A 13,478-nucleotide genomic window follows, 5' to 3' on the forward strand; every position below is an offset into this window, starting at 1 on the left:
CTTCACTTTGAAAGCACTTTCTTTAAAAAGCTGCGGCGGTGCAGCGGCGTGAGCCCCAGCTGGGCAATAGCCGCATAGTGGGCTTTGGTGCCGTAGCCCTTATGCCGCTCGAACCCGTAACCGGGGTAGGTGGCGGCGGCCTTGACCATCAGCCGGTCTCTGGTGACTTTGGCCAGGATGGAGGCCGCGGCGATGCTGGCGGACTTGCCGTCGCCGCCGATGACCCACTGGCAGGGCACTGGGGCCGGCGGGCAGCGGTTGCCGTCGATGAGCGCCAGCGCGGGCGCCGCGTCAAGGCCGGCAACCGCCTGCGACATAGCCTGCATGGTGGCGTTTAGAATATTGTCGCGGTCGATGACCTCGGGGCCCACCAGCACCACCTGGTAGGCCAAGGCATTTTGCACGATCTCACCGTACAGCGCCTCACGCCTTTTTTCGCTGAGTTTTTTGGAGTCGTCGAGCCCGGCCGGGCAATAGCCGGGCGGCAGTATCACCGCCGCCGCGCAGACCGGGCCGGCCAGCGGGCCGCGGCCGGCCTCGTCGACGCCGCAGAGAACGCCGAACTTCTGCCGATACGCGTCGTCGAAATCCAGCAGCGGGGCTATATCTCTCACAGCTCTGCCTCCCCTTCTGGGGCGGGAGCAGCGCTCTCGTCGGGGGGCATTTCTAAAGTAAAGCGGCCGATCTTTTGGCCGCGGTACTCGTCGATCACGGTGATGGCGGCCCGCTCGGTATTGACCTCGCCGCCGGCGACGAGCATGCCGCGCTTTTTGCCGATGAGCTGCAGCACCTCCCAGCCGCCGTCACAGCCGTCCAGCTGCTGGCGGGTGAGCTTATAGCGCTCGCACAGCTTGTCGGGGTAGCGCTGACACAGCACGTCGAGCAGCTTCATGGCGATGTACTCCAGATCCATGATATCGTCTTTGATGGCGCCGGTAAAGGCCAGCTTTTCACCCACTGCCTGATCCTCGAACTTGGGCCACAAAATGCCGGGCATATCGAGCAGCTCCAGATCTTCGCTGATGCGGATCCACTGCTTGCCGCGGGTCACGCCGGGGCGGTCTTCCACCTTGGCCCGCTTGCCGCCGGCGATGCGGTTGATAAAGGAGGATTTGCCCACATTGGGCACCCCCACCACCATCACTCGGATCTGGTAGCCGCTCATTCCTTTTTTCTGGCGGCGCTGGATGTAGTCGGCCAGCGCCTGGTGCACCGCCGGGACGAACTGGCTAAGGCCTTTGCCGCTCTTGGCGTCGATGGCGATGGCCGGCACGCCGTGAGCGCGGTAATAGGCGATCCACCGGCGGGTGGCGCGCTCGTCGGCCAGGTCGCACTTGTTGAGCAGGACCATCTTGGGCTTTTGGCCCAGCATCTCGTCGAGCTCGGGGTTGCGGCTGGCGCTGGGGATGCGGGCGTCGACGATCTCGGCCACCAGGTTGACGTTGCGCAGGTTTTCTTTGATGAGGCGCCGGGTCTTTTGCATGTGGCCGGGGAACCACTGAATGGTGTGCAGGTCGTTTGGCATGGCTACGAGATCCCTCCTATCGCACTAAACGGGTACAGCCGGAAGATGGCCTCGCCGATGATATCCTGTTTGGACACCTGGCCCAGGCTGGAAAAGCGGCTGTCCTCGGAGTGGTTGCGGTTGTCGCCCATCACGAAATACTTTCCCTTTTCGACCACCAGCGGAAACTGCACATCCCCCTCCAGCTTGGTGCGCTCGCGGATATAGGGCTCGATGAGCGTTTCGCCGTCGACGGTGACGGCGCCGGTGACAAAGTCGATATCCACCGTTTGCCCCTCGGTGGCGATGATGCGCTTGATGTAGAGCTTATCGTCCTCGTGGCTGTCGAGCACCACGATGTCGCCCCGCTCGGCCTCGTAGAAAAAGGGCAGGATGGTGAGGATATCGCCGTTGTGCAGCGTCTCTCTCATCGAGTCTCCCTCCACCCGGACCGGGCGGATGACAAAGGTAAAGAGCAGACTGACGATCACCAGCGAGACCACGATAGTCTCGACCCAGCTGAATAGCTCGCGGTAAGCACGACCCGGCTCGCCGGCAGCCGTTTGGCCCTCTTTTTCCTCAACAGGCAGCATGCGCATGCACCTACTTTCTTGGCTCTCTCCCCTGCCGGGCGCGGCGCTTGCGGCCCGCCGGGCAGGGCTGCTCCGGCACGTTGGGCCACAGCAGTCGTATAGTATATTATAGCATGACAGGCCCGGCAAATAAACCCCCATTTGCAAATGCGGGCGCCGCCGGGCGCGCGGGGCCGGGCCGGCAGAGAGCGGGGCGGCGGTGCCCGCCCCGCCGTTGGCGGCATGAAAAAAGAGCGCGGTGACCCGCGCTCTTTTTTTCGTGGAGTAATTACTTGAGCTGCTCTTTGACTTTGGCAGCTTTGCCGACGCGATCGCGCAGATAGTACAGCTTGCTCCTGCGAACACGGCCTCTTCTGACGATCTCGACCTTTTCGACTTTGGGAGAGTGTACCGGGAACACGCGCTCTACGCCTACGCCGTAAGACACGCGGCGCACGGTAAAGGTCTCCTCGATACCACCGTGTTTGCGGGCGATGACAGTGCCCTCAAACACCTGGATCCTCTCGCGCTGGCCCTCTTTGATCTTCACGTGTACCCGTACGGTATCACCGATGTTGATCTCGGGCATCTCGCTCTTGAGCATCGAGCTGGTCATGAGTTTTAAAGCGTCCATAATGATCCTCCTTGGTTTCAGGCATTCTTGTCTCTTAAATATTGGGACGGGCGGGTTACCGCACGTGAACAGAGGACTGCCCGGTTTAATGTCGGTCCTGAACATTAACCCCATCAGCAGCAGCGGCCACTGACGGAACATTCTTTAGAATGATAGCACACTTTTTGTACTGGTGCAAGCTTTTTTTGCCTTTTTATACCGGCAGACAGTCCGGCTGGGGACCTAGCGAAAGAGCGCTCCCTCGGTATCGTACAGCTGATCGCGGAAGATGCGCTGTACCGAGAGCTGGCAGCCGGTCTGGGTGCAAAAGGCGTCGAGCAGCAGCGCCGGGTTGAGGTTTTTCTGGGTGCCGGCGGCACAGCGCAGTGTGGCGGCGCACGCCTCTTTTTCGGCGCGCACCTCAGCGTCGAGCAGCATGGGGCGGATATCTACCTCTTTTATGCCTTTTTTGGTTTTTTTGGAGGTGATGATCGCCGACTGCTCTACAAACTTTTGCAGAGCGCTGGCCAGTGCCAGCGGCTTTTTATCGCCCTGCAGACGCAGCTGGTAGCGGGCGGCGGCTATTTTGGTAAAATCGCGGCCCTCGCTGGCGTCGTAGGCAGTGCGCACCCGCAGTTCCTCGGGCAGCGCCACGTCCAGACGGCGGGCCACCTCCTGCATCTCCACCTCTTCTACCAGGCGAAACTGCATGATCTCGCAGCAGCTCTCCTGCCCCAGCGACAGCGGCAGCGCAAAGGTGAGATAGATGTGGGGATTAAAGCCCTGGGTGTACCACACCGGCAGGCCCGAGCGCTTGAGTGCCCGGGTCACGCAGCGCACCAGGTCGAGGTGGGAGATGTATTTGGCGCGGCCGGTCTTTTCAAACCACAGCCTAACAGTTTTCAGCGGTTCCAAAACAGGGCCCTCCTAACAGTTTATTGGCGCCGCACCCACTGCACTGCAGCCGGCAGTGGGGGGTGGCGGTATCGGCGTGCGCCTTTTTGTTTTCGCGGATCAAAAACGCCTTGTCTACCCCGAAATACAGGTGATCCCAGGGGAGCACCTCGTCGTAGGGACGCCGTCGGTTGGCGTAAAAGGCGGGGTCGAGCCCGCAGTCGGCGATGGCCTGCACCCACTTGTCAAAATCGAAGTACTCGCTCCAGCCGTCCATCTTACAGCCGCGCTGCCAGGCCAGCAGGAGCGCCTGACCCAGGCGGCGGTCGCCGCGGGCAAACACCCCTTCGATAAAGCTGGTCTTGGCGTCGTGAGAGGAGATGCGCACTTTTTTGGTGCGCAGATGCTGGCGCATGAGCTGCTGCTTTTCGCGCAGCTCATCCATGGTGGCCTGCGGCTCGAACTGGAAAGGAGTAAACGGCTTGGGCACGAAGCAGGCCGCGCTCACCGAGACGCTCACCGACCTGCCCTTGGGGCGGTCGGGATTTTGATAATAGAGATTCACGACCCCCTGCGCGGTGTCTACGATGCCACAGACGTCCTCTTCGGTCTCGGTGGGCAGGCCGATCATAAAATAGAGCTTGATGTTGGTGTATCCGCCCTCGAACGCCACGCGGCAGGTGTGGTCGATCTCCTGTTGGCTGACGTTTTTGTTGATGACGTCGCGCAGGCGCTGGGTGCCGGCCTCGGGGGCAAAGGTGAGGCTCGACTTGCGCACCGAGCTGATCTTCTCCACCAGTTCCTCTGAAAAATTATCCACCCGCAAAGAGGGCAACGACAAGCTGACGTGGTCGCGCTCGGACCAGGAGAGCAGCTTTTCGAGCAGCGGCTCAATGGTGGAGAGATCGCTGGTGGAAAGCGAGGTGAGCGACACCTCGTCGTAGCCGGTGCTGTCGCACAGACATTTTGCCTGCCGGTCGATGACCTCCGGCGACTTCTCGCGAAATGGGCGATAAATAAAGCCCGCCTGACAGAAGCGGCAGCCGCGGATACAGCCCCGCAGCACCTCGGTCATGGCGCGGTCGTGCACGATATCGGTAAAGGGGACGACAAAAGTATCGGGGAAATAGGCGCGGTCGAGATCTTTTACGATGCGCTTGCTGACCACTTCCGGAGCACCGTTTAAGGGCTCTACCTCTTTGACGGTACCGTCTTGGTGGTAGTGTACCTGGTAGAAGCTGGGCACGTAGACCCCCTGGATGCGGCAGGCCTTTTGCAAAAACTGCTGCTTGCTCTCGCCGGCCTGTTTGCAGGCCAGATAGAGGTCGCATACCTCCATGTTGAGCTCCTCCCCTTCACCCAGCAAGAACAGGTCGATAAAGGGGGCCAGCGGCTCGGGGTTGCAGGCACAGGGGCCGCCGGCCACCACCAGATTTTTGAGGTCGTGGCGGTCTTTGGCCAGCACCGGAATGCCCGCCAAGTCGAGCATATTTAAAATGTTGGTAAAGCTCAGCTCGTACTGCAGGGTAAAGCCGAGGATATCGAAATCGGTGAGCGGATCGAGGCTCTCGAGCGCGTAGAGGGGGATGTGGTTTTGCCGCATCTCGGCCTCCATGTCGGTCCAGGGGGCAAAGCAGCGCTCGCACCAAAAATTTTCGCGGGTGTTGAGCAGCCCGTAGAGGATCTTCATGCCCAGATGGCTCATGCCCACCTCGTAGGTGTCGGGAAAACAGAAGGCAAAGCGCAGATCGATCTCACTCTTGTCTTTTTGTATGCTCCCCATCTCGCCGCCGATGTATTGGGCGGGTTTTTGTACGCGCAGCAGTACGCGCTCTATCTCGTCTCGCAGCATGCTCTTCCTCCAAAAACGGTTGTGGGCACCGGACCTCTACGCGGCCTGAAAATGCGTGATCCCGAGCCATTCTAAGGTATTATAGCCTATCTCGACACGGTTTGCAATCGCCAGTATATGCCGGTGCGGAGCCCGTAAAAAACAAGAGAGCGGGCCCGGACGACATCTGGTCCGGGCCCGCTTAGAGAGGTGCTTTCTTTTAGGGGGAATCGCTTGGATCTATTTTATGTAAGTGTGGCATTTTTATTGAGAACGCCAGCCGCGGGTGGGCACCGCGCTAATGGCTGACGGCGCAGGGGGCGAGATACTGGCCGGCAAAGTCTTCGGCCGGCATGGGCCGGGCGTAGTAAAAGCCCTGGACCACATCGCACCCCAGCTGCCGCACGCAGTCGAGCTGACCGGCAGTCTCTATCCCCTCACACACAGCGATCATTTTGGTCTCGTGGGCCATCTCCACCACCTTTTGCAAAATGACGACGCTGCGGCGGTTCTTCTCGCAGTCGATGGCCAGACTGCGGTCGATCTTTAAGATATCCGCCGAGAGCATACTGAGCATGTTGAGGGAGGCATAGCCGGTGCCGAAATCGTCGATGGCCAGCAAAAAGCCCATCTCGTGCAGCCGCCGAGCCATGACATAGACCTCGTCGTTATACTCGACAAAGGTGCTCTCGGTCAGCTCGAACACGATCAGCTCGTGGGGGATGCGGTACTTGTCGACCACCGCGCAAAAGTCCTCCAGGTAGCGGCTGTGGGCCAGGTGCCGGCGCGACTGGTTGATGGATATCGGCAACACCGGCCGGCCCTCATTTAGCCAGCGGCGCAGATGCCGACAGAGCAGATCTAACATGTAGAAATCGAACTCCAAAATAAACTCGCTGTGCTCGAACAGGGGGATGAACGCCCCCGGCATGATGAGAGAGCCATCGGGCTGCTGCCAGCGCACCAGCGCCTCCCCCGCAGCCGGCGAGCCGGTAGCGAGCTCTACCTGCGGCTGTATGTACAGTTTGAAAGCGCCGCTCTCGATCGCCGACATCGCTTTGGCCATCAGCTGCGAGTCGGCGTACCAGCGGGCCGACATCTCGGGGGCATAGTACACGTATTCGCTCACTGCGCGGCTGCTGTCGAGCGACTGCTGAGCGACCAGGGCCTTGTCGAGCATATCTTTGATCTCCTCGCCCTGCAAGTCGGGCGGCAGATAGAGACCGGCAGTGAAGTTGATCTCGACACTGAGCTGCCGGCGCAGTTCCTCGTCGACGAGCGCGGCGCGTATCTGCTCCATGCGGCGGGCCATATCGGCTTTGCCGCGAAAGACGAGCATGGCGGCAAAGATATCTTTTTCTACCCGGCCGCAGGTCTCCTGCTCGCTACAGCTGGCCTGCAGGTGGCCGGCGATGTGCCGCAGCACCTGGTCGCCCACCACAAAGCCGCTGGTGCGGTTGATGTAGCGAAAGCCGTTGATGCCGAACTTTAAAAAGACATAGGTGTTTTGCGGCCACCGGCGGCGCAGCTGGTCGGCGGCGGCGACAAAGCCCTCCATATTGTAGATGCCGGTGAGCGCATCGCGCAGGCGCAGCTCTTCCAGCTGCCGCCGGGTCACCTGGACGGCGGAGGTGTCTTGAGGCGGAAAATAGGGCACCGAGGAGTGGATGCAGCAGATGCGCCACCCCTGCGGCAGAGAGCGCAGCTGCAGCGTCATGCGCACCGTGAGCATAGAGGCGCCGCTCTCTGCCTCTACGCCCAGCCGCAGAAAAGCCAGCACGGTAGTGGTGTCGCGGCCGGAGGAAAAGCTCTCGACCTGCATGTTTTCCAGCAGGAGCTGCACCTTCGGGTCGCCGTGCAGCTGGCGCATGTGGGCGCACACATCCTCAAAGCTGTAAAACACATCGCTCTTTTCTGCGCCTATCCAAAACAGCGGCTGGGCCAAGAGCTCCCCTATCCCGTCCAGATCCCGGCGCAAATAGCACTGGATGAACCTCTGTGCTATCTGTTCTGCCTCTACACTGCGCATGCGCACACCTCCCCGGTCACATCTGGCGGTGCAGAGGGACCATTTTTTATTTTACTCTGACCTGATTATACCGCGCTTTTACCGATAAAAGCAAATCGGCAGCTCGATCTCCCGGTTGCGCTCCCCGCTCGTTGCCAATCGTTTTGCTGTGAGCGCGGCAAAAGAGGAGCCGGCCATCAGCCAGCTCCTCTAAAGATCTGATGTGCTCTGCTCAGCCGCTTCCCTGCCGGCGCTGGGCCCAGAGCAGATACAGCCCGGCGATAAGCAGCGTGGGGTTGCCGCCGGTGTGCAGCAACAGCCAGGCGCCGGCCAGACAGAGCAGACCCAGTACCGCATAGGACAAAAGCGCGCTGGCCACATCGGCCCGGCGGCGGCCAAAGGCGCGCCACAACAGCAGGTAGAGCACCTGGCCGCCGTCGAGCACCGAGACCGGCAGCAGGTTAAAGCCGCCCAGCAGCAGGTGCACCAGACAGAAGATGAGCACATCTACCTGAAAGCGCTGCTGCAGCGCTGCCAGCGCCGCCAGACCGCAGAGCAGATTGACCGCCGGGCCCGCCAAAAATACCGGTATATCGCGCAGGCCCGGCAGGTAATCGCCGCCGCGGTCGAGCCGGATACCGGCGGGGGAAAAATAGAGACCGTATATTTTTTGGCGCTGTAACAGGAGCACTGCCAGGTGCCCGGCTTCGTGCAGCAGGCTGGCCACCAGGGCGGTGCGCACGATACCCGTATAGTCGAACACCGAGATGCACAGCAGCAGAAAAAGATACAGCGGGCTGACGGCGATCTCGGTCCCTTTTAGGGCAAATCTCATGCCAGTTGCGGGAAGGCCCAAGTTGGGTTGAGCCGCACCCCGTTTATGCGAAATTCAAAGTGCAGATGGGGGCCGGTGGACCAGCCGGTAGTGCCCACCCGAGCAATGGTCTCGCCCTGACGGACCACAGTGCCGGCCGAGACCAGCAGACTGTTGCAGTGCCCGTAAAAGCTCTGCAGCCCATCGCCGTGGTCGATGAGCAGGTAGTTGCCGTACACCTCTGACTGGCCCGCCTCTTTTACTACCCCGCACAGCGTGGCGGCGATACGGGTATCCATAGGCACTGCCAGATCGATACCGGTGTGGAAATCCAGCTTGCCGGTCAGCGGGTGATCGCGGTAGCCAAACGGCGAGGTGACGGTGGGGTCTTTGACCGGCAGTGTGGGCTGCTGGGTGAGCGAAAAAGGCTCGTAGCTGGCATTTTCCGGCGGGGCCAGCGCCTCACCGCTCTGGGCGGTGGCCAGCACCGACTGATCCACCTCCTGACCGCCGCCCTGACCCAGCGCCTCGCCCTGACGCACCAGCGTGCCCGGCGCCGCCAGCGCTGTGGTGGTAGTGGCGCCCTGACTGGCGGTGGCCTGCGCGCTGGAGGACTGGGCGGCGCTGTCGGCAGTGCTGCTGGTACCGGTACCGCTGCCGCTGGACTGGCTGCCAGACGAAGCATCGGCCGAGGAGCTCTGTCGACTGCTATCTTTTTGTTCGCTCTCTTTGCCGCCGAGCTTATCGTACACCTGCCACAGCACATCCTGTGCCTCGGACAGGTCCTCTTCACGGTAGATGACGGCTTTAAAATCTTTTCGCACATCTTTGAAAAAGGTTGGCTTTACCCACTGAGTGAGCGCTATCCCCCCCACCAGCAGAGCGGTAAGCCCGATCTGCACCAAGGTGACGAGCCCGCTGTTTGTGCGCTCCTCCCGCCGCGATGGACGTGTATCCCTGCTATAAGTCCGGTAATCCCTGTCGTTTCTCACCGTTCTCCCTCCCACGCATTACGCATCCTGTCTTGCCAGGCACTTTTTGTAAAGTCTATGTCCAAAAATGCCAGAAAAGACCGCCGGACAGGCCTGGCGCCGTACGGTTTGCCCTCTTTTGTCGGCCCGCACACCTGTTGGCGGCGGTGTGCTATAATAGTAGAGTAGATGCCCCGCTGCTTTTATGTATGCGGGTGCGTGCCGAAACATTTGCAGCCGGCCCAGGCCGCTGCACAGAAAGGGGCAAATATGGACCTGATGCAGGCGCTGCGCGACCGCCATGCGGTGCGCAGCTACACCGACCAAAAGATCGAGGAACCTGTTTTGCAGGCGCTGCGGGAGGAGATAGCCGCCTGCAACGGACAGGGGGGTCTGGACATACAGCTCGTCACCGACGAGCCGGAGGCCTTTGGCAGCCTGATGGCCCGCTGCAGCGGGTTTCGCGGTGTGCGCAACTACCTGCTCCTGGCGGGTGAGGACACACCCGACCTACCACAGCGCGCCGGCTATTTTGGCCAGCGCCTTGCTCTGCGCGCCGGACAGCTGGGGCTAAACAGCTGCTGGGTGGCCGGTACCTATCGCAAAAACAGGTGCGCGGCGGTGCTGAAAGAAGGGCAAAAGCTGGTGTGCGTGATCGCTTTGGGGCATGGGACCACGCAGGGCATCGCCCACAAGAGCAAGCCGCTCTCGGCGCTGTGCCGCGTAAATGGCCCGATGCCCGACTGGTTTCGCGCCGGGATGGAGGCGGCCATGCTGGCGCCCACAGCTATGAATCAGCAGAAGTTCATCGTGTCGCTGGCCGACGGAGCGGTGCAGGTACACGCCACCGGCGGCAGCTGTGCCGAGGTGAACGTGGGTATCGTCAAATACCAGTTTGAGTGTGGCGCCGGCCAGACCTGCTTTTTGTCGCAGATACAGGCGGTGTGCTAAAAACTTGTTAAAAGCCCGGCACCTTGCTGTGAGGTGCCGGGCTTTTTTTACCTGTGGCGCCGCCGGAGGAAAACGGCCATATACGGTTTTACAAGTGAGATAGTCACAGCGGTATAAGGCCCTGTTTTTGTAAAAACTTCTCGAACTTGGCCGGCGACAGGATCTCGCTGGTCACCAGGTGGCCGCCGTAAAACAGGCTGTAGGTGGGAGAAGCCGTGGGGGCCGCCTGTGCCTGCCGGGTAGTTTGCAGCTTGCGCAGCGACAGCTGCAGGCCGTGGTCTGCCGCCAGCTGGCAAATGAGCGGCGCATATTTTTCGGTGTGGGGGCACTGATTGGTGTAGTAGAGCACCAGGCCCTGCTCTTTGATCTGGCCGGAGCGGGCGCAGCTGCGAAACTGGGGCACCGGTGCACCGCTGGTAAACGGCAGGTACCAGAGTTGAAAATAGGGCTGTGCGGTATCGGCCACTGCAAATCCCCGGTGCTTAAGATAGCCGGGGTCGCTTAAAAAGGGGCGCTTTTTTGCTGATGACAGCACTGTGAGCCCGCAAAATCCCCGCTGCTCGGCATCGGCGATACAGCGGTCCAGCAGTTCGCTGGCGTACCCCTGACCTTTGAACTTGCCCGCCACCCACAGGCAGTCGATGTGCATATACCCGCTGGCCTGTATGGGGTACCAGGCGCTTTGAGCCGGCAGGTACTCGATGAACACCTTGCCGCGCTGGTCGAGTTTGACAAAGGTGAGCCCATCGGCAAAGCGCTGTTTCATCCACATCTTTTTGGAGGACACACAGTGCTCGCCTTTTTTATCGGCGATGGCGCAACAGATGTGTTCGGTGTCGATATTGTGCTGATCTACGGTGATAAATCCCATCTGGTCTACCCTCTCTTGATCCAGGGGCTTTGGTACTTCGGTTCCTTTTTAAGCTGCCTGCCCCTGTTTACTACTGCTATCATAGCACAGCGAAGCTGACAGCAGTGTGTCAACTTTTTCCCACTAAAAAACAGCCGGACCCGCTGCCGGCTGTTTTTAATAAAAGCGCAGTGTTGAATGGGCACGCCTCTGCCCCAGTTTACAGGCGCGCGACCAGCTCGTCGCAGTAGAGGATCTGGCCATTAAGGTCCAGCATGTTGGCCAGCTGGCCGATCTGCGGCTTTTTGATATACGACTGGTCCAGGATCTGCTGATCCCAGAACATTTTGCAGGGTCGCCGTCGGCGGTGATGTGCCCTGTGGTACGAGTCACGACCCGGCGTAGATACCGTCGGCAATGGCCGCTGCCACCTGCTTTTTGCCCGGTGTGCTGGACAGATAATCCAGGTCGTCAGGGTCGCTCAGATGGCCGCAGGAGAGCGCTACTGCCGGGCAGGTAAACTGGCGGGTAACGGAGAGATACCCCTGGGCGGCGCCCAGGTCGCGCAGGGGAGTCGCCGACGACAGCGCCGCTGTGAGGTTGCCCGCCAGCCGCGCCGAGTAGGGGGTAAAGTAACTGGCCGTGCAGCCGCTGGCGGCAGACTGGCCAGCGCTCGCCAGCCGCAGCTGCAAAAACAGCGTTCCGCCCCAGTCGCGACAGGCCTGTACCCGCTGATCTGGCGGCAGTGACCCGTCGCCGATACACACCTGGGCACCGCGGGTCTCCAGCTGGGCCTTGGTCTCGGCAGCGATGCCGCGCAGCACCTCCGCATCGGTGACGCCGCCCAGCGACAAGCCGCTGTAGCTGAGGTCGAGGTAGACCCGCGCACCGGCGAGCGAGCGCACCACCGGTGCAAAGCGCAGCACCAGGTCCTGGCCGTCATAGCTGCTGCTGACACCGCGAAACTGGCCGGTACTGCCAAAGGTGAGCGCCAGCGTTTGGCTCCCCTGCTCCTCGCCGGTCAGCCAGCTGGCACTGGCAAACACGCTGTTGACTGGCAGCTCTACCAGCGGGCGAGCCCCATCCTGACAGTAAAAGTGGAGCAGCAGGCCCCCCTCACTCCACTCTATGCGGTATGGGGCGCGCCAAGACTGTTTTATGCGGAGCTGCAGGTCTTTTCCATCCAGCTGTGCGGTGATCTCTTCGATGTGGTTGGCCGGTATCTGCTCCTCGCCGAGCAGCGCCACCTCTCGTGCCAGCACTCTAGTGCCGGAGCGCAGCAGGTAGTACTGGTCGGTATACCCCAGATCGCTGCAGACCAAGGGGCCGGCCTCGATAAAATCGATGGTACCGGTAGCAAGTGGAAAGATCGTGGGGCTGGGCAGGTTGGTCATTTGGCCGACAGCATAGCCGGCGGCCCCGCCCGGACCGGCCTGGATAGCCACCGCGCTGCCACTGTAGTCGGGGTACAGATCCTGCCCCGGGTCGACCGCCGGCGGCAGATAGCTGTCGGCCGGGGGCGCAGGCAGGGCCTGGGGCCCATTTTCGGCTACGGTGACCAGGCCGCCCTGCATCTCTTCGGTGCGCCCACCGGCAGTGGCCCGTATCTGAATACGGCCCACTTCGCTGCCCGGCTGCAGATCATCGGGCACAAAGAGCATGCCCACAAAGGTACTGCCGGCCGCCGACCGCTCTTCGTCGCCAGCGGGCTGCTGTACCTGAGAGAGCGTGATCTCCTCCCCCAGCAGCCGAGCAGTAACCGCCGCCTTGGCGCTAGCCTGCACCTCTACCAAAATACCGCTGCCGGCAGAGAGCTGCAGGTCTTGTGCCGGTGACACCCCACGCAAAAGGCGCTGGTCGCACACCACCACATACAGGCGTTCCGGCTCGTCTTTGTACACGATGTGAAAGGCGTTGGGCCCCGGCGACAGCCGGCCGGTGACCGAGAACTGTCCGCGCGCGTTGCACAGCACCTTGACCCCGTTTATTTTGAGCGTGACTTTTGGGCTGGCGGTGCCGTAAAAATGGATGGTATCAGCCTCGGTGACGGTATAGGGCTGCGCCGGATTTTTTATATCCAGCCCGGCTGGGAGCGGATCATCGAGGCCCAGCTGCCGGTACCCGCCCAACAGCGCGGCCGTCACGCCGTCACCTACATCGAGCGGTTCGCCGCTGATCGCAGGCGCCTGGGGGAAGCCGGTGACCTGATGAACGTGTTGCCGCTGACCCAGATATCTCCCCAGCAGAATAGCCCCCGCCACCAGAAGCAGACACCCCAGGCAGCCGGCCAGCAGCCGCAACAGTTTTTGCGGGCGATGCGCCGGCGACTGCTCTCGGCCGGACATCGGATCGATCGCCGCGCGACGATCGGTGGGACTGTTTTGGCTTTGCTCTCTGTTTTTCATAAGATCTCCCCGTTCTACCTGCCTGTAATAAGTACATGGTATCTATTTTTCGACAAAATAACAAC

The 13,478-nt window shown here is 61.1% G+C and carries 13 protein-coding genes; 1 reads left to right on the forward strand and 12 read right to left on the reverse strand.

What is annotated here, in order from left to right; translation table 11 throughout:
- Window positions 1–2 precede the first annotated feature (2 nt).
- The 9 genes from H8K20_RS05315 to H8K20_RS14015 form a co-directional block, all read right to left on the reverse strand.
- Window positions 3–614 (reverse strand): ribonuclease HII, encoded by a 612-nt coding sequence (locus tag H8K20_RS05315; protein WP_186487693.1) that lies wholly within the window; start codon window positions 612–614, stop codon window positions 3–5.
- Window positions 611–1,525: a ribosome biogenesis GTPase YlqF gene (ylqF, locus tag H8K20_RS05320; protein ID WP_186487694.1), complete on the reverse strand. Its 915-nt coding sequence runs from the start codon at window positions 1,523–1,525 to the stop codon at window positions 611–613. The genes H8K20_RS05315 and ylqF overlap by 4 nt, the downstream gene beginning before the upstream one ends.
- Before the next feature lie 2 nt (window positions 1,526–1,527).
- Window positions 1,528–2,097: a signal peptidase I gene (gene lepB / locus H8K20_RS05325; RefSeq protein ID WP_105204122.1), complete on the reverse strand. Its 570-nt coding sequence runs from the start codon at window positions 2,095–2,097 to the stop codon at window positions 1,528–1,530.
- Between the two features lie 268 nt (window positions 2,098–2,365).
- The gene (rplS, locus tag H8K20_RS05330) at window positions 2,366–2,710 is read right to left on the reverse strand and encodes a 50S ribosomal protein L19 (protein ID WP_105204422.1); all 345 of its coding nucleotides are present in this window, start codon (window positions 2,708–2,710) and stop codon (window positions 2,366–2,368) included.
- 222 nt (window positions 2,711–2,932) lie between these two features.
- Window positions 2,933–3,604 (reverse strand): TIGR03936 family radical SAM-associated protein, encoded by a 672-nt coding sequence (locus tag H8K20_RS05335; protein ID WP_129589400.1) that lies wholly within the window; start codon window positions 3,602–3,604, stop codon window positions 2,933–2,935.
- Window positions 3,582–5,435 (reverse strand): TIGR03960 family B12-binding radical SAM protein, encoded by a 1,854-nt coding sequence (locus H8K20_RS05340; protein WP_186487695.1) that lies wholly within the window; start codon window positions 5,433–5,435, stop codon window positions 3,582–3,584. The genes H8K20_RS05335 and H8K20_RS05340 overlap by 23 nt, the downstream gene beginning before the upstream one ends.
- Before the next feature lie 277 nt (window positions 5,436–5,712).
- Window positions 5,713–7,443: an EAL domain-containing protein gene (locus H8K20_RS05345; protein ID WP_186487696.1), complete on the reverse strand. Its 1,731-nt coding sequence runs from the start codon at window positions 7,441–7,443 to the stop codon at window positions 5,713–5,715.
- A 211-nt stretch (window positions 7,444–7,654) separates the two neighbouring features.
- Complete coding sequence (locus tag H8K20_RS05350) at window positions 7,655–8,257, reverse strand: site-2 protease family protein (RefSeq protein WP_105204419.1); 603 nt, start codon at window positions 8,255–8,257, stop codon at window positions 7,655–7,657.
- Window positions 8,254–9,228 carry a peptidoglycan DD-metalloendopeptidase family protein gene (locus H8K20_RS14015; RefSeq protein ID WP_186487697.1) on the reverse strand — a complete coding sequence of 325 codons (975 nt, stop codon included), beginning with the start codon at window positions 9,226–9,228 and terminating at the stop codon, window positions 8,254–8,256. Before H8K20_RS14015 ends, H8K20_RS05350 begins: the two co-directional genes overlap by 4 nt.
- Before the next feature lie 249 nt (window positions 9,229–9,477).
- Between H8K20_RS14015 and H8K20_RS05360 the strand changes: the two genes are divergently transcribed.
- Complete coding sequence (locus tag H8K20_RS05360) at window positions 9,478–10,158, forward strand: nitroreductase family protein (protein ID WP_186487698.1); 681 nt, start codon at window positions 9,478–9,480, stop codon at window positions 10,156–10,158.
- Window positions 10,159–10,261: 103 nt separating this feature from the next.
- Here H8K20_RS05360 and H8K20_RS05365 read toward each other — a convergent pair whose 3' ends face one another.
- From H8K20_RS05365 to H8K20_RS05370, 3 genes are all read right to left on the reverse strand, one after another.
- On the reverse strand, window positions 10,262–11,029 hold the full coding sequence (locus H8K20_RS05365) for a GNAT family N-acetyltransferase (protein ID WP_186487699.1): 768 nt from the start codon (window positions 11,027–11,029) through the stop codon (window positions 10,262–10,264).
- A 199-nt stretch (window positions 11,030–11,228) separates the two neighbouring features.
- The gene (locus H8K20_RS14020; RefSeq protein ID WP_279287419.1) at window positions 11,229–11,354 is read right to left on the reverse strand and encodes a hypothetical protein; all 126 of its coding nucleotides are present in this window, start codon (window positions 11,352–11,354) and stop codon (window positions 11,229–11,231) included.
- A gap of 43 nt (window positions 11,355–11,397) precedes the next feature.
- Complete coding sequence (locus tag H8K20_RS05370) at window positions 11,398–13,413, reverse strand: N-acetylmuramoyl-L-alanine amidase family protein (RefSeq protein WP_186487700.1); 2,016 nt, start codon at window positions 13,411–13,413, stop codon at window positions 11,398–11,400.
- Between the last annotated feature and the right edge of the window lie 65 nt (window positions 13,414–13,478).

The sequence above is a fragment of the Neobittarella massiliensis (ex Bilen et al. 2018) genome (genome assembly GCF_014269355.1).
Taxonomy (GTDB): domain Bacteria; phylum Bacillota; class Clostridia; order Oscillospirales; family Ruminococcaceae; genus Neobittarella; species Neobittarella massiliensis.

Coding starts and splice junctions, on each gene's coding strand:
- ylqF (WP_186487694.1), bottom strand. CDS start 1,525: ATGCCAAACGACCTGCACACCATTCAGTGGTTCCCCGGCCACATGCAA.
- lepB (WP_105204122.1), bottom strand. CDS start 2,097: ATGCTGCCTGTTGAGGAAAAAGAGGGCCAAACGGCTGCCGGCGAGCCG.
- rplS (WP_105204422.1), bottom strand. CDS start 2,710: ATGGACGCTTTAAAACTCATGACCAGCTCGATGCTCAAGAGCGAGATG.
- H8K20_RS05340 (WP_186487695.1), bottom strand. CDS start 5,435: ATGCTGCGAGACGAGATAGAGCGCGTACTGCTGCGCGTACAAAAACCC.
- H8K20_RS05345 (WP_186487696.1), bottom strand. CDS start 7,443: ATGCGCAGTGTAGAGGCAGAACAGATAGCACAGAGGTTCATCCAGTGC.
- H8K20_RS05350 (WP_105204419.1), bottom strand. CDS start 8,257: ATGAGATTTGCCCTAAAAGGGACCGAGATCGCCGTCAGCCCGCTGTAT.
- H8K20_RS05360 (WP_186487698.1), top strand. CDS start 9,478: ATGGACCTGATGCAGGCGCTGCGCGACCGCCATGCGGTGCGCAGCTAC.
- H8K20_RS05365 (WP_186487699.1), bottom strand. CDS start 11,029: ATGGGATTTATCACCGTAGATCAGCACAATATCGACACCGAACACATC.
- H8K20_RS14020 (WP_279287419.1), bottom strand. CDS start 11,354: ATGTTCTGGGATCAGCAGATCCTGGACCAGTCGTATATCAAAAAGCCG.
- H8K20_RS05370 (WP_186487700.1), bottom strand. CDS start 13,413: ATGAAAAACAGAGAGCAAAGCCAAAACAGTCCCACCGATCGTCGCGCG.